The 16787-nt window shown below is 39.2% G+C and carries 13 protein-coding genes, 1 tRNA gene and 1 pseudogene; 10 read left to right on the top strand and 5 right to left on the bottom strand.

Annotated features, from left to right (window positions below; translation table 11 throughout):
• Positions 1-168: 168 nt before the first annotated feature.
• Entirely contained in the window at positions 169-486 is a 318-nt protein-coding gene (locus FTT84_RS06190) for an MGMT family protein (protein WP_067762337.1), read from the top strand.
• A gap of 71 nt (positions 487-557) precedes the next feature.
• Here the strand turns inward: FTT84_RS06190 and FTT84_RS06195 are convergent, their stop codons facing one another.
• Together FTT84_RS06195 and FTT84_RS06200 are read right to left on the bottom strand one after the other, a co-directional pair.
• A complete protein-coding gene (locus tag FTT84_RS06195) occupies positions 558-998 on the bottom strand; it encodes a universal stress protein (protein ID WP_067762339.1) in 441 nt (146 codons plus the stop codon).
• A gap of 271 nt (positions 999-1269) precedes the next feature.
• Positions 1270-1674: a hypothetical protein gene (locus FTT84_RS06200; RefSeq protein ID WP_067762341.1), complete on the bottom strand. Its 405-nt coding sequence runs from the start codon at positions 1672-1674 to the stop codon at positions 1270-1272.
• A gap of 179 nt (positions 1675-1853) precedes the next feature.
• Between FTT84_RS06200 and FTT84_RS06205 the strand changes: the two genes are divergently transcribed.
• Positions 1854-1930 (top strand) — tRNA-Met (locus tag FTT84_RS06205).
• A 235-nt stretch (positions 1931-2165) separates the two neighbouring features.
• On the opposite strand, the gene FTT84_RS06210 is transcribed toward FTT84_RS06205, so the two are convergent.
• Entirely contained in the window at positions 2166-3791 is a 1626-nt protein-coding gene (locus FTT84_RS06210) for an NAD+ synthase (protein WP_180080503.1), read from the bottom strand.
• Positions 3792-4206: 415 nt separating this feature from the next.
• Positions 4207-4707: a hypothetical protein gene (locus tag FTT84_RS06215; protein WP_180080499.1), complete on the bottom strand. Its 501-nt coding sequence runs from the start codon at positions 4705-4707 to the stop codon at positions 4207-4209.
• Positions 4708-4870: 163 nt separating this feature from the next.
• Between FTT84_RS06215 and FTT84_RS06220 the strand changes: the two genes are divergently transcribed.
• The 5 genes and pseudogenes from FTT84_RS06220 to FTT84_RS06240 all read left to right on the top strand — a co-directional run bounded on the left by FTT84_RS06220 (position 4871) and on the right by FTT84_RS06240 (position 11502).
• Positions 4871-6373, top strand: a complete 1503-nt coding sequence (locus FTT84_RS06220; protein WP_180080496.1) for an AAA family ATPase — start codon at positions 4871-4873, stop codon at positions 6371-6373.
• A complete protein-coding gene (locus tag FTT84_RS06225) occupies positions 6361-7797 on the top strand; it encodes a VWA domain-containing protein (protein WP_180057346.1) in 1437 nt (478 codons plus the stop codon). Before FTT84_RS06220 ends, FTT84_RS06225 begins: the two co-directional genes overlap by 13 nt.
• Before the next feature lie 239 nt (positions 7798-8036).
• Positions 8037-8993, top strand: a complete 957-nt coding sequence (locus FTT84_RS06230) for a metal-dependent hydrolase (protein ID WP_180080493.1) — start codon at positions 8037-8039, stop codon at positions 8991-8993.
• Between the two features lie 14 nt (positions 8994-9007).
• Positions 9008-9874, top strand: a pseudogene (locus FTT84_RS06235) (SDR family NAD(P)-dependent oxidoreductase).
• Between the two features lie 2 nt (positions 9875-9876).
• Positions 9877-11502, top strand: a complete 1626-nt coding sequence (locus FTT84_RS06240) for a flavin-containing monooxygenase (RefSeq protein ID WP_373684996.1) — start codon at positions 9877-9879, stop codon at positions 11500-11502.
• Between the two features lie 295 nt (positions 11503-11797).
• Here the strand turns inward: FTT84_RS06240 and gltA are convergent, their stop codons facing one another.
• Positions 11798-13075: a citrate synthase gene (gene gltA, locus FTT84_RS06245; RefSeq protein WP_067762358.1), complete on the bottom strand. Its 1278-nt coding sequence runs from the start codon at positions 13073-13075 to the stop codon at positions 11798-11800.
• Positions 13076-14103: 1028 nt separating this feature from the next.
• Here gltA and sdhC point away from each other — a divergent pair.
• The 3 genes from sdhC to FTT84_RS06260 are packed head-to-tail and all read left to right on the top strand — an operon-like array spanning position 14104 to position 16778.
• A complete protein-coding gene (gene sdhC, locus FTT84_RS06250; protein ID WP_162270468.1) occupies positions 14104-14502 on the top strand; it encodes a succinate dehydrogenase, cytochrome b556 subunit in 399 nt (132 codons plus the stop codon).
• The gene (sdhD, locus tag FTT84_RS06255; RefSeq protein WP_067762362.1) at positions 14502-14867 is read left to right on the top strand and encodes a succinate dehydrogenase, hydrophobic membrane anchor protein; all 366 of its coding nucleotides are present in this window, start codon (positions 14502-14504) and stop codon (positions 14865-14867) included. Before sdhC ends, sdhD begins: the two co-directional genes overlap by 1 nt.
• A 12-nt stretch (positions 14868-14879) precedes the next feature.
• Positions 14880-16778 (top strand): FAD-dependent oxidoreductase, encoded by a 1899-nt coding sequence (locus FTT84_RS06260; protein ID WP_067762364.1) that lies wholly within the window; start codon positions 14880-14882, stop codon positions 16776-16778.
• Positions 16779-16787: the final 9 nt, after the last annotated feature.

Raw genomic sequence — 16787 nt, forward strand, 5'->3', positions numbered from 1 at the left:
GTGGATGCGGTAAAGGTCGCCTTGTGAAGCAGAAAGCAAGTGAAATCCGTGAGGAAGTCGCCTAAGAGCTTTTGCTTTTAGAATCCTCCACTTGAGCTAGTCGAAAGTGGTGGGAGTATGTCAATAAATCATTGTGTAAGATGCGCATGGGAAGGAAAGGAACAACATTTGAAAAATAGTAATGAGTTAGCTATTCCAATTTTGGCTGTGATTCAACAGATTCCAAAAGGGAGAGTTGCGAGTTATGGACAAATTGCAAAATTAGCAGGTTTACCTAAACATGCTCGTTTAGTTGGCTATGTCCTCAAACATCTTGATCCTGCATCGAATATCCCATGGTATCGCGTGATTAATTCACAAGGTAAATTGAGCCTGGCTAAATTAGATGAGTATGGGCAAAACATTCAGCAATTGAAGTTACAAGATGAAGGTGTATACATGCTGAATGGCAAAGTAAATTTAAAGCATTATCAGTGGCAACCATAGCTCAGTGAATTGGGACATTAAAAAAGCCATCTACAATGAGAAGGCTTTTTGTACTTAGACTTTAAGTTAGCTTATTTGCGTACTACAAGTACTGGCACGTCAGATGCACCCAATACACTTTGAGCTACGCTGCCTAAGAAGAATTTTTTGATACCTGTACGGCCGTGCGAACCAATAATAATTAAGTCTGCATGGCTTTCTTCAGCAGCTTTTACAAGCTCAGCATGTACAACTTGTCCTTCAAGTAAGCGAGTTTCTACTATTACACCTTCAGCCGAAAATTTTTCTTTCGCTTCTTCAAGTGTATTTAGAATTGAAGCACGTGCGCGTTCAATTAAGTCATTGGTTTGAGATGCAGAAATATATTCAGCGGCAATATAAGGGTCAAGTGTGAGTACTTGCACCACAGTAATTTTACTGCCAAATGCTTTGGCAAATTCAACAGCTTTAGCAACCGCTGCATAAGAAGTTTCTGAACCGTCAACTGGAACTAAAATATTATTTAAAGCCATTTTATTTCTCCTTCTAAGATGAACTACGCTCATCAATCAAAACAACATTATTAACATTAAAATATTGGTTATAGTTTAATCATACGCTGTTTTGAAACTGAATAAAACCTAGTAAATACATAGGGATAAATAACTAAACATAAAAATAAACGATATAAAGCATGGGCTTAGCTTAGCCAAATTATGCAATGGCAAAACGCTTTGAAGTTGTAAAAATATTTAACCGAATGAGAACTCCAAGTTGCATGAATTTATAAGCATTTAAAGAATATTATTCACATTGAATAGATTGGGCATCGAGTTTAAATTTTGGTGCAACCTGTTCAAATTGCTTTAATTTTTCAAAGTCAGCGGGGTTAAAAATTTGTTCTTGTAGCTTTTTAATCTTGTTTGCACTGACATGATGTATTTGTGCACAGTGGAGCGCAATTTGATTATTCTTCGCAATGTTATGAACAGCAATAGAATCATTTAGATTTAAACGGACAATTGGTTGCTGCGCTTTGCTAAGTTGAGCGAGGCTGCGCTTCTGTTGCATGCTTAGTAAAGTCTGTCCATTGATCCATTGTGCTACATCACGGCGCACACCGTTATAATCGACAAATATAGGAGAGATCAATTGGCAGCCTACCAGACTACTGATGACACAGCTCAACACTAAGATTGATTTTTTCATATTATGCTCAATGGGTAAAACCCTAATATCTAACAATAAAATGTGATAAATACGATAAAAATTGTCATATTTGATTAAATAATATCATGTTGAAGTCTGCTTGTTTAAACTCTGAACAAATACGCATATTTATGCTTGACGCTGCTGCATGAAATCTACATAATGCCAACACAGTTTAAGGCTATGTAGCTCAGTTGGTTAGAGCACCGCACTCATAATGCGGGGGTCACAAGTTCAAGTCTCGTCATAGCCACCATTTTTATAGACCAAGCTCTCAGCTTGGTCTCTTTTTTTGTGCTTTAAGAAAGTAAAAACAAGATTCAGTATAACGTTATTAATAATGTAGTTTGCAAAAACGATCAAAACAGATTTTATATTTAAATTTTCAAGTTCAAGTTCAAGATTGAAATGCAATTTATCCTTTAAATTGTATTTAAAATTCACAGATATAATAAAGCCCAGTCGAAACTGGGCTTTTAGTCATCTTTAAATTAGATGCCAGGTTTCCAACCATTCACGATTGGGTAGCGGCGTTCACGGCTAAAGGCACGTGAGCTAATACGTGGACCAATGGCACCTTGGCGACGTTTGTATTCATTTAAATCGACTAAACGAATGACTTTTTTCACGACGTCAGCATCAAAGCCTTTTGCAATAATGTCATCTTGGCTCATATCTTCTTCAATGTATGCATACAAAATTGCATCCAATACATCGTATTCAGGAAGTGAGTCTTGGTCTTTTTGATCTGGACGAAGCTCAGCAGAAGGTGGGCGTGTAATTACACGTTCTGGAATGACTGGTGTCTCAGAAATGCTATTACGGTATTTGGCAAGTTCAAACACAATCGTTTTGTATACATCTTTTAAAACTGCATAACCACCGACCATGTCACCATAAAGCGTGCAGTAACCGACAGACAATTCAGACTTGTTACCTGTTGATAGAACCAAGTTACCAAATTTGTTTGAAAGTGCCATTAACAGTGTGCCACGTGAGCGTGCTTGAAGATTTTCTTCTGTAGCATCGGCAGGTGAGTCACCAAAGAATGGGAACAATGTTTGCATGAAACCGTTCACAATTGGATTGATCTCAGCAATACCAAATGTAACGCCCATGTTTTTCGCTTGTTCAGCAGCATCTTCAACACTGATTTGAGCTGTATAGGTGTATGGCATCATCACAGCTTGAACTTTATCTGCACCAATCGCATCAGCAGCAATGGCTAGTGTTAATGCAGAGTCAATACCACCAGATAAACCAAGAATCACACCAGGGAAGCCAGAACGTTGAACATAGTCACGCGTTGCAATTACAAGGCTTTGATAAATTTCAGCCATAGTGTCGAGTACGGGAACAATATTGCCTTTCTTATAGGCTTTTTGATCGGCATCGTATTCTACAAAGTAAAGGTCTTCGACAAAACTTGGTGCTTGTACAACGACTTCACCTGCATTGTTGATCACAAAACTTGTACCATCAAATACAAGGTCATCTTGACCACCAACTTGGTTGCAATAAACCAAATTAATATTCAATTGTTTGGTTAATGCAGACATGGTTTCAATACGATGTTGTGGTTTACCTACTTCGTAAGGAGACGCATTGAGTACGAGTGCTGTTTCTACATTGAGTTGTGCCAATTGTTGTACGGTTGGGAGAGCCCAAACGTCTTCACAAATAAGTACACCAAATTTATGACCTAGATATTCAAATACAAGATGTTGATGGCCTTCGTTGAAATAACGTTTTTCATCAAATACGCTGTAATTTGGTAGGTTTTGCTTGTTATAAATACCCAACACTTGACCATTTTTCATGACTGCTGCTGAGTTATAACGCTGACCATCTTCAGTTTGATTGACAAAACCAAACACTAAAACGATATCTTGGATTGACGCCAATTGTTCGAACGCTTGTTGAGTGCGTTTATTTAAACTTGGGCGTAGCAATAAGTCTTCAGAAGGATAACCTACTGTAGAAAGCTCAGGAAAAACAATAATATCTACATTCTGTTCTTTTGCAGCATTGGCTTGTTGAAGCATTTTTGCTGCATTTGATTCTAGGTTACCAATATGTGGAGAGAACTGAGCAAGTGCAATTTTAAAACTATTCATTCCAACTAAATCCTATTCCTATAGGTGAATACACTTAACACACTGATTTGTATCATTGTAATTATTCAGCGAGTGTATTTAGATACGAAAAATACTGCCGAAAGGCGAAAACTAAATACCATCATCGTATGATAATCAAACCGCATTTATTGCGTGGCAAAAAAGGCTAGCCCTATTTTATCTGAAATTAAGCGAGATACTAGGGTTATTGATAGCTTTTAAAAGGTTGACCATAGATATTCATAATAAATGTGACCATGATGCGGCTTTTTTATTCAATATGGCTATCTTTGGACTCATTTTCCCCCCAAGCTTTATGCATATTTAATCGTAATTTTTAGCTGCTGATGGTGAGTTGTGAATTTGCTTTAAGTGTCGGTTTTTACTTAAGTCATTACAGCATTTAAACTAAAAATCAATGTATTGATTCGTTCATTAAAATAATGTTTTCAATACGCTTAAGGTAGATGTCGCGGGCGATATCGCCTTGTTGCTCAATGTTGTAATCAAAATAGGCTTTGTTAGGTTTTAGCTGGTAGTGATATGGATTGTATTTTTTGAAACTACAAAAATAAGCCAACTGTAAGATTGCCCCGAAAACTAGAACATTGATGTTTTTTTGATGTTGATAAACGTGGGCCATCTCGTGGATAAAAAGAGCACGATAGCCTAAACGTTCTTGTGAATAATCATCTTTATACAATAAATTTCGCGCATGGATATAGCCACTCGGTGCCATGACCACATTGGATGCTTGCCAAGGCAAAAATGGATGATTCATGATTTTGACCTGCTGATAATCAATTAAATCCCCAAATACTTCACGGCACATGGTGATTTCACCTTGTGTCAACATTCGCCATTTAAAACTTTCGAGTTTTAATAGCTTAATGAGTGGAGGTAAGTAATTTAGCATAAAGGGGAGTGATAAAAAATAGCCTATTTACAATCTACTATAACCTGAATATGTCGTTGAAATGTGTATTTATAATGCTAAATCGCACAGGAAAATGTAGCTAAATGCAGCATATTACTTGATACAGCGCTACAATTTCGTTTTCGGTTTTATAGATAGCAGCATGCAAGCACGGATCAATACTTTAATTTCTGAAATTAGTAAAAATATGTATGAACGTGAGCAAATTATTGCTTTAAGTTTGCTTGCTGGTATTGCTGGAATGAATACCTTTTTGTATGGTCTACCAGGTACTGCAAAGAGTTTGATTTCAAGACGCATCGCTTCGGCCTTTGAAGTGCACGACTATTTTGAATATTTGATGAATCGTTTTAGCACACCTGAGGAAATTTTTGGACCCGTATCTATTAAAGCCTTAAAAGAAGATCAATACATTCGTAAAACTGAACACTATTTGCCGCGTGCTGATTTTGCTTTTCTCGATGAAATTTGGAAAGCTAGTCCTGCGATTTTAAATACATTATTAACTTTGGTGAATGAACGCAGTTTTAAAAATGGTGAAATCATTCAAAAAGTACCTTTAAATGTATTAATCAGTGCCTCTAATGAAATTCCAGAACAGAATCAGGGTTTGGATGCATTATATGACCGTTTCATTCTGAGATTAGAAGTACCGCCGATTACCGAAGCAAATAATTTTCATGCTTTATTGCAAGCGAAACCATCTAAAGTGACTGTAGAGGTCGATGCAGCATTAAAAATTAAAAAAGCTGAGCTTGACGATTGGCGTGAGCAAATTTATGCCATTGAATTGCCTGCGCCGATTTTGCATATTTTTGACTTAATCAAACATCGACTTAAGCATAACTTTGAAGATCATGTGATTTATGTTTCAGATCGTCGTTGGCAGCGTGTGGCATATTTGGTGAAAGCATGTGCTTTTTTGAATGATCGTCAGCAGGTGATCGTCAGTGATCTATTGATCTTAAAGCATTGTTTATGGAATCAACCGGAAGATATTGAATTTATAGCCACACAGTTAGATGACATACTGGCTGAACAAGCTTTGAATGATGGCTTGGACTATGAGAAATTAGTATCTGAAAAAGATCAGCTTGAGCAGCGCGTTTTAAATTATTTTTATTATACCGATGATGTGTATGAGTCATATCTCATTCAGGGCAAGGATTATTTGCGTGCGGTAACCAATTTAGATCGCCATTATAAAGATAAATTACTTTACCTTGAGCTGGATAAAATGGACACCAAAAAGGACTTTTTTGCCTTGGATGAAACAGGTGAAGAAGTGCGAGGTATTGTGTGTAATTTTAATGGCGTGCGAGTATGTACATTAAAAGGTGGTTATTATGGTTTAGAAGAGGTCGTCACGCCGTATATTAAATATCATAAGGGCGCTGCACGAAGCACATTGTCAGCACAGGATAAATACACTTTATTGCAGGAAGTGCAGGCACTAAAATCGAAATTTTTACATGCATTCCATACACATGCTGAACGCTATAAAGTACAAAAAGATCAGTTCCAGTCGGCTTTTGTAGTGAAAGATGATATTGAAAAATTACAACAAGCCATTGAGCAACAACAAGCGCGTTATCAGCTTCAATTACAGGATTGTGAGCGTCTGGAACAGTTATGTCGCAATTAAAACCGACACGACAACAAACCCAATCGGCACTCGATGAATTAAGTTCGCAGCTTTATGATGAATTAAAACAATCCAGCTTAAAACATTGGTTGGATGATCATAAAGTGGCAAAAAAGCTCGATCAAAAAATTCAGGAATGGGCCTTTCAGGCAAAGTCGAGTTTAGATCAGCAACATCCTTATTTACATGCTCAACAGCAGCTAGAACATTGGTTAAAGGCTGAGTTCTCTGTTGCTGAATTAAAGCAGTTGATGGATGAATATGCCGACTTTAATCAAAGTTTGGGACAACTTGAGTTAACTGGATATTGGCAAGTTCAAAATGATATTCAGTTATTGTCGCCACAAAACATTGCCTTGCAAGCTGCTTTGGTAAAACAGAAATGGCAACGTAAGTTAATGGAAGCTGTCGCACATTGGGAGTTTGAGCAACTCAGTTTGCAGCGAGATACTTTTTTAGAAGAAATAAAAGACTTTCTGGCGACCTTGGCGAAAATGGCAAAATATCAAGATAGCTTGGGTTTTGAGACAGGAATTTTCATTGATTATTCTAAGGGGCAACTGACTGAACAAGACATGCAGCATTTTGAGCAGTGGGCCAGTTGTTTAGAGCAAGATGCTGAGTTAAAGCGTTTATGTCATCAAATTGGTAGTGCTCAGCCGCACAAACCTCGTAAGCGCTTAAATGCAACACTCAGTGCAACGCCAGAGCAATATGTAGAGCAATCGGCACAAGAAGAAATCACTGGTATTAAATTGGCGCATGACTTAAGTCTGGCATTGCCAAGTGAGCTAGCATTATTGTCAGATCCAGATTTACAGATTTTATTTGATTTAAAATTTCTAGAAGCCAATTTGATGAGCTTTAATATGCAAGGCCAGCAACATGGTCGTGTTATTGAAGACCAGCATCAGAAGCGACAACGAATGGGGCAGAAAGGTCCGATGCTGATTTGTTTAGATACCAGTGGTTCTATGAATGGGCAGCCTGAACTGATCTCTAAAGCCATTTGTTTATATTTGAGTATGCAAGCCTTACGTGAAAAACGTGCAATGTATATTGTGAATTTTTCGACCAATATTACGGCGCTGAACGTAAAGCGTGACGGTGGGCTCGATGATGTTATTCATTTTTTGGCACAGTCGTTTCATGGCGGGACGGATATTTTGCCAGCAATGAGTCATGCTGTAGAAATGCTAAAACAGCTACAATTTGCTCATGCCGATGTTGTGGTCATTTCCGATTTTATTATGGGACATTTGACAGACGAGTTAATGCAGGAAATTAGTCAGTATAAAGAGCAAGGCAATGGTTTCTATGCAGTGGCCATTGGCAATATTCGATTAGATCATTTGGATGAAAGCCTGTTTGATCATCAATGGATCTACCAATCAAATCGTGGCGAAGTAGTGCAACTGCACTGAATTTAAACTCAGAACTTAAAATTACGCTGACCTTAAATGATAAGGTTTTGAGTCCTTTAGCAGTGAAGTTTTAAAGATTGTCAGACAAAGAAAATCTTTGAGCAAATTTGCAAATCGATAGGTTGATTTTGCTAATGGGTTCACATTTTTTCTACCTTAGTTTGTTCTCAATACATGTGTTTTGACCTGTTACCAACATGATGTCAGTGCAGGAAAACACCCATATTGAGAGACGAACTATGAGCGCTTTTCAACCGATTAAAAAAACATTAGCTCGCGTATTTTCATCGCCTGTATTTGATGCGACGAAGCAGTCTGCTGTTGTTCCGATTCGCCATATGAAATTTGATTTTGAAGCGGATAAAATTGACCCTAAATTTTATATGAATGCGGAATTGGCTAGTGCCTATTTTGGCTCTTTGTCTATTTTCTTAACACACGGTGAAGATTTAGTGATTGATACGGCGCGCTACCACCGTGATTTCATTGATGATCCTATACTTAAGCAACGTGTAACATCATTGATTGGTCAGGAAGCCATTCACTCACGTATGCATGAAGAATTAAATGAAGCATATAAGTTACAAGGTTTGCCAGTATCAATCTTTAGAAAACTTGAACACTACGTATTTGAGTATGGATTTGAGCGTTTACCCCAACCGATGAAATTGTCTTTAATGGCAGCAATTGAGCATTTTACGGCAGTCCTTGCTGAATACATGATGAATCATGAAGAAGTGTTTTTTAGCTCACAAGATGAAAAGCAGCGTGCGATTTGGATGTGGCACATGCTAGAAGAATCTGAACATAAAGATATTGCTTATGATGTCTTCCAAAAACTATCAAATAATTATGCTTTACGTGTCGCTGGTTTTTTTCCGGCTTTAATTACTATCTTATTATTAATTTCATTTGCTTCATTCTTTGCACCGTTTTATCGCAAACCTTCGAACTTAATAAGTTTGGATTATTGGAAAGATTTGCCACGTAGCGTTGGACTGATTTTTGGGCTTAAAGATGGTGTATATGGCAGTAGCATCAAACACATATTTGATTATCTGCGTCCAAGTTTCCATCCAAATGATTATGACACTTCAGCCTTTCTTGAATACTACAAAAAACGGCTATTAAATCCAGTGGATGGGGTGTTGACGCCATATTTTGTTAAAGAATTTACCCCTGCATTAAAAGTATAAGAAAGGATAAAACCATGGGTCTATTTGGAAAAAAGAACAAGCCAAGCGAAAATGCCTATGCAGTGGTCACTGGTGCAGGTAGTGGTATTGGGCGAAGCTTTGCTTTGGAGTTGGCACGTCGGGGCGGGACAGTGGTCTGTGCCGATATTCATTTAGAGGCAGCGCAAGAAACAGTTGATCAAATTCAGTCTACAACCTCATCAAATGCTTATGCGGTGCAGTGTGATGTGGGTAAGGCTGAACAAGTGCAAGCACTGGCAGAGCAAGCAGAGCAGTTGATGGGGCACGACGTGACCTTGGTGATCAACAATGCAGGCGTCGGGCTTGGTGGTAAATTTGATGAACTCACCCTAGATGATTGGCAATGGTGTATGCATGTCAATCTTTGGGGTGTCGTACATGGCTGTCACTACTTCGTACCAAAGTTAAAACAAAATAAGCAGGGTGGTGCGATTATTAATGTTGCTTCTGCTGCGGCATATACTGCTGCACCTGAAATGACAGCATATAACGTGACGAAGTCGAGTGTGCTGGCATTGTCTGAAACTTTATCGGCAGAGCTGTGATCGGCAAATATCCGTGTGAATGTACTGTGCCCAACATTGGTGCCGACCAATATCATGAAAAATGGTCGCTTACCTAAACGATATTCAGGCCTGGCTGATCAATTGCTGATGAATCATACATTTACGACTAGCCATGATGTAGTCAATTTGACCTTGAATAATTTAGATGCAGGGAAGTTGTATACCATTCCACAACCTGATGCCAAATTATTTTGGTGGTTAAAACGTTTATCCCCGCAAACCTATACCCGTTTATTGGGGGTGGGTTATCCCATATTTAACAACTATATTAAAAAGTCGGGAGCAAAAGCATGAACATGCCGACACAATTACATGACGATGATGTAAAAGCATTAGATCAAGAGAAAACTCAAACTAAAAAGCCTACAACGCATACTAATGCACGTCGTTCTGCATCGTCTTCTGCCAAAGCTAAAAAAGCCGCACAAGACCGATCAGACTCAGAACCAAGCCTAGAAGTATCAAGTCTAGAAAATCAAGTGCGTATCTACGATACCATTGTGATTGGTGCTGGGATATCAGGTTTAGCTGCCGCTCATCAAATGAATGAACGAGGTTATACCGATTATGTGGTTTTGGAAAAAGCCAATCGCGTGGGGGGAACATGGCGCGACAATACCTATCCTGGCTGTGGATGTGATGTGCCCTCAGCGTTGTATTCGTTTTCATTTGCGCCGAGTCATAAATGGAGTCATTTATTTGCCAAGCAACCTGAGATTCTGACCTATTTGGAAGATGTTGCAGAGCAGCATGCGCTTTATCGCAACATTCAGTTCAACTGTGAGCTAATTTCAGCGGAATGGAATGAGCAATTAAAGCAATGGCAATTGGAGACGAGCAAAGGTCAGTATGCGGCAAGAACAGTGATCTTTTCCACTGGGCCGATTACTGAACCACAAATACCTAAAATTAAAGGTATTGAAAGCTTTAAAGGGGAAATGTTCCATTCTGCGCGTTGGAATCATGATTATGATTTAACCGGTAAGCGTATAGCTGTGATTGGTACTGGAGCATCAGCCATACAATTTGTGCCGCAAGTACAACCTTTGGCCAAGGAGTTAATCGTTTTTCAACGGACTACGCCATGGGTATTACCTAAGGCTGATTTCCCACTGAATGATCGTGCAAAAGGTGTGCTGACACGTTTCCCTGCCATTCAGCAAACATGGCGTAAAAGTGTATCGGGTATCCTAAATGGGATTAACCTAGGCCTACGTAATCCTTCTTTGCTTGAACCAGTAAATTATTTAGGCAAGCAATTGCTGAAAAGCCAAATTCAGGACGATGAATTGCGTGAGAAAGTTACACCAAACTTTTCTATCGGCTGTAAGCGCTTACTCTTTGCTAATAATTACTATCCTGCATTGCAACAAGCAAATGTTGAACTTGTGCCACATGGCCTGGTAGAAATAGAAGGAAATACAGTAATTGCAGCCAATGGTGAGCGGCACGACGTTGATGTGATTATTTGGGGTACAGGCTTTGAGGTGTCGCATCCACCGATTGGAAATCGTGTACGGAATGCACAAGGTCAATTATTGTCAGAACTGTGGAAAGATAGCTCGCCTGAGGCCTTTTTAGGCACAAGTATTGCGCAAGTGCCAAATGCTTTCTTGGTGCTTGGGCCAAATATTTTGGTTTATGATTCCTTTATTGGAATTGCAGAAGCACAAGTTGGTTATATCGTTGATGCTTTGGTACGGATGAAGCAGCAGCGTATTGAAATTAAGCCTAATGTTCTAGCTTATCATAATGCCAAAGTGCAAACGCATTTGCAGACGACAGTGTTCAATCGAGGTGGTTGTAAGAGTTACTATTTGGATGCCAATGGGCGTAATTTTGCTGCTTGGCCATGGTCGCTTAATCAGTTGAAACAGCGTTTAAAACATGCAGATTTGAGTCATTATGATACGGTTGCTTAGATTAGCAGGCGTTGAGTATTTTTTATTTATATGGAACGAGACCTAATTTCTTAGAGAAATTGGGTCTTTTTTAATATATTTGGCTGACTCAACTTTTATGATTGCTTGGAGCTGTATACATAAGCAGCACTTGTTGTGATTGACGATACTTTATAACTTGTGCTTCATTATTAAATCAAATGATGAATGTTTTATTTAATCGGTATTGAGTGTTTGTTTTGAGGCAATAGAGTTTCATGGCAATAAAAAACCACCCGAAAGGGTGGTTTTTTCAAAATCGGATAATTCTTTCGAATTAACGACCTTGGATATCGCGTTGAGTTTCGCCAGTGTAAAGCTGACGAGGACGACCGATTTTGTATGCAGCGCTGTGCATTTCTAACCAGTGGCTGATCCAACCAACTGTACGTGCAAGAGCGAAGATTACTGTAAACATTTCAGTCGGGATACCAATCGCTTTAAGAATGATACCTGAGTAGAAGTCTACGTTAGGGTAAAGGTTACGTTTGATGAAGTATTCATCAGAAAGCGCAATGCGTTCAAGTTCCATAGCTAAAGCTAATTGTGGATCGTTGATACCAAGTGCAGTTAACACTTCGTCGCAAGTCTCTTTCATTACTTTCGCACGTGGATCGAAGTTTTTGTAAACTCGGTGACCGAAGCCCATAAGTTTAACTTCTTTAGTTTTCACTTTTTCCATGAACGGAGCAACGTTTTCTACAGTGCCGATTTCATCAAGCATCTTAAGAACAGCTTCGTTTGCACCACCGTGAGCAGGACCCCATAGAGCCGCAATACCAGCAGCGATACATGCATACGGGTTAGCACCAGTAGAACCAGCTAGACGTACTGTAGAAGTAGACGCGTTTTGTTCGTGGTCAGCATGAAGCGTGAAAATACGGTCCATTGCTTTCGCAAGAATTGGGTCAACTTTGTAGTCACGGTCTGCAGGAGTAGCAAACATCATGTACAGGAAGTTTTCTGCGTAAGTCAAATCGTTACGTGGGTAAACGAATGGTTGACCAACTGTGTATTTGTAAGTCCAAGCAGCCAGTGTAGGTACTTTAGCGATCAAACGAATCGCAGTGATTTCACGATGGTCGATGTTTTCGATGTCAAGGCTGTTGTGATAGAACGCAGAAAGCGCACCAACAACACCACACATGATCGCCATAGGATGCGCGTCACGACGGAAACCATTGAAGAAGCGGCTAACTTGGTCGTGAACCATAGTGTGGTTACGAACTTTAGCGTCAAATTCAACTTTCTGTTCAGCAGTTGGAAGCTCGCCATTTAGAAGAAGGTAGCAAGTTTCTAGGTAGTCTGCTTTAGTCGCTAACTGGTCGATTGGGTAGCCACGGTGTAAAAGAACGCCTTTACCACCATCGATGAATGTAATTTTAGATTCACACGCCGCTGTAGATACGAAACCAGGATCAAAAGTAAAGTGGCCTGCAGCCAATACATCTTTAACATCAATTACATCTGGGCCCAGAGTGCCACTGTAAATTGGTAAGTCAATTTCTTTGCCATCAAGCTGTAAAACGGCTTTTTTGCCAGTTGCTTCAGACATTCAATAGATCTCCTGTCCTGGTGAATGTATATCTGACTCTGAGTGCTAATCTTTTAATGCTCGAATCAGACGGATCAAAAATTTGCTATAAGATTAGTGAGTACTGAAATTTTGTCAATTATACTTATGGATAAAAGTGACGCCTTAATAGAGGCTTGGTCAGAAATTATACATTTAAAAAAATGAGTAAAATCACAGCACGGACGCAGTATAATAAGTCAAATTGCAGGGGAGGTGCAGAATAAAAAAAGCCTGTTGGATTAATTGTAAGCAATTTTTAATTCTTAAAAACTCTGACACTTTTGGATTTATCAAGAGTCACATTTAGCTAAATTATTATAATTTTCGTAACTTACACGCATTCCTTAAAATAAATCGGTCTTTTCTTACTCATAATTAAAACGACTAACTGAGCCTTTTAAAAAAGTTCGTTTGGTTAAAAAATAGCTAATTAAATAGCGAAAAATGATTAAAAAAGGTACTAATTGACGCTATAAATACGAGTTGATGATGGATAAATGATCGGTTTTAGAGGTTTGTAGAATTTTATGCACAGACTAAGTGCTTATTTCATTTAATGATCTTTCTATTTAATCATTAATATAAATACCAAACATTTATTTGAGTGATTAAGTCTTGGCGAATGGCGAAGATGCTTTTAAAATGTAGTAGGAAAATAAAGGTTTAGATTTGTTCATCTTTAGTCTAAATAAATTTTTCTGCTTATAAACACAAAAACGAAAAATAAAATATCTATTTAACTTTTTAAAACCAATGACATAGTGGAAATTTGTTAGATCTACAGCTTCTATGTTGGCACCAATGTTATTGTTAATGATTCTTATTTAAAGGTTTTTTGTTCAAATCATATATTGTCATCGTTTGTATTTTAATAGTTCACGTTTTATAATTCCCTGTCGTTTATAAGATCAGACAGCTGCAGAGTTTATTATATTGTGTCGTCTGACTATGCCAGCTTTCCTACGAATTAATTCCAACAAACTCCGGATGGAGTTTTTACTTACAGGATGCCCGCTGTGAAAAGCAACAGACCTGTCAATTTGTCCATGGGTCAAGTTTTAGAAGTAAACTTAAAATCCCCTGTGGCTATTGCATCAATATTACACCGTCTATCTGGTGTTATCGTATTTTTACTTGTACCAGTCCTTTTATGGATTCTAGACAAATCACTTTCTTCACCTGAAGGTTTTGCGCAAGTTCAAGAAATCTTCAGTGGTTTCATTGTGCGTTTTGTTGTATGGGTATTTGTAGCCGGCTTACTGTATCACCTCATTGGTGGTATTAAGCATCTACTTGCAGATCTTGGTATTGCCGAAGAACTTCAAAGTGGTCGTATCGCAGCTACTATTTCATTGATCTTGTCTGCAATTAGTATTATTGCAGCGTTTGTATGGATTGTTCTCTAATGAAAAGTGCTACAGGTTTAACAGGATCAGGTTCTCGCGATTGGTTTATCCAACGTGTAAGTGCTGTTGTATTGGCTGTTTATACTATTGTTGTACTGGGTTGGATCCTTTGTAATAGTGGATTTAGCTTCGAACAATGGTATGGCTTTATGATGACAACTCCAATGAAGATTTTATCTTTGTTGTCAGTCTTATCTCTTGTTGCGCATGCTTGGATCGGTATGTGGCAAGTATTCACAGACTATGTGACTACTCGTCAAATGGGTCCTTCGGCGAACGGCTTGCGTTTGGTGCTTACTTCAGCAGTGATTATTGCTGTACTTGCATACGCAATCTGGGCGATCCAGATTTTTTGGGCAAATTGATAGGAAGATATCATGGGCGCTATAACCCCTAAAGAAGATTACACAAATATTCCGCACCAAACTTTCGATGCAGTCATCGTTGGTGGTGGTGGTTCAGGTATGCGTGCTTCTTACCAACTTGCTCAAGCTGGTTTGAAAGTAGCAGTACTAACTAAAGTATTCCCTACGCGTTCACACACTGTAGCAGCGCAGGGTGGTATTGGTGCATCTCTTGGTAACATGCAAGAAGATAACTGGCACTACCACTTCTACGATACAGTTAAAGGTTCTGACTGGTTAGGTGACCAAGACGCAATCGAGTACATGACTCGCGAAGCGCCACAAGTTGTTTATGAACTTGAACACCTAGGTATGCCATTCGACCGTAATGCTGACGGCACAATTTACCAACGTCCATTCGGTGGTCACGCTGCGAACTATGGTGAAAAACCAGTTCCACGTGCTTGTGCTGCTGCTGACCGTACAGGCCACGCACTTCTTCATACGCTTTATCAAAGCAACGTGAAAATGGGCACTCAATTCTTCGTTGAATGGATCGCGCTTGATCTTATTCGTAACGAAGCAGGTGATGTGCTTGGTGTAACAGCGATTGACCAGGAAACAGGTAACATTGCAGTATTCCAAGGTAAAGCAACATTGTTTGCTACTGGTGGTGCTGGTCGTGTTTACCGCGCATCTACAAACGCTTATATCAATACTGGTGATGGTCTTGGTATGGCTGCTCGTGCGGGTATTCCATTACAAGATATGGAATTCTGGCAGTTCCACCCTACAGGTGTAGCGGGCGCTGGTGTATTGTTGACTGAAGGTTGTCGTGGTGAAGGTGCAATCCTTCGTAACGATGCTGGTGAGCCGTTCATGGAACGCTATGCTCCGACACTGAAAGACTTGGCTCCTCGTGACTTCGTTTCACGTTCTATGGACCAAGAAATTAAAGAAGGTCGTGGTTGTGGTCCTAAGAAAGATTACATCTTGCTTGATATGACGCACTTGGGTGCGGATACGATCATGAAACGTCTACCATCTGTATTTGAGATTGGTCGTAAGTTCGCGAACGTTGACATCACGAAAGAGCCGATTCCTGTAGTACCTACTATTCATTATCAAATGGGTGGTATTCCTACAAACATTCATGGTCAAGTGGTTCTTCCAGAAAGCCGTGAAACTGAAGCACTTGTAGCGAATTACAATAAAGAAACTGATGTGTATTCACACAATGGTGGTGAACGTAACTTCACTAAGCCAGTAAAAGGTTTCTATGCAATTGGTGAATGTTCATGTGTATCTGTACACGGTGCGAACCGTCTTGGTACGAACTCACTTCTTGATTTGGTTGTATTTGGTAAGGCAGCTGGTGAACACATCATCGATTACGTGACTAAGCATCACGGTGATGAATATGCGCCACTTCCTACAACTGTTCTTGAGAATACGTTTAAACGTATTAAACAACTTGATGAATCTACTTCAGGTGAGAATGCTCAAGAAGTTGCTGATGCAATCCGTGATATCGTTCAAGATCACGCTGGTGTATTCCGTACATCTGCACTTCTTGAAGAAGGTGTGAAGCAGATTCTTGCAATTGAACCGCGCGTACGCAATATTCACTTGAAAGACAAATCTAAAGTATTCAACACTGCACGTATTGAAGCACTTGAAGTTGAAAACTTGTATGAAGTTGCTAAAGCGACATTAATCTCTGCGGCTGCTCGTAAAGAGTGTCGTGGTGCGCATACAGTTGTTGATTTCGAAGAATCTCCGGATCATCCAGCTTACCCTTATGGTCGTCGTGATGATGAGTGGATGAAGCACACATTATGGTTCTCTGTTGATAACCATCTTGAGTACAAGCCTGTGCGTTACAAACCATTATCGGTTGACGCGATTCCACCTAAACCACGTACATTCTAATTAGGAGAA

It is taken from the genome of Acinetobacter sp. YH01019, from assembly GCF_013420285.1.
Lineage (GTDB): Bacteria > Pseudomonadota > Gammaproteobacteria > Pseudomonadales > Moraxellaceae > Acinetobacter > Acinetobacter gandensis.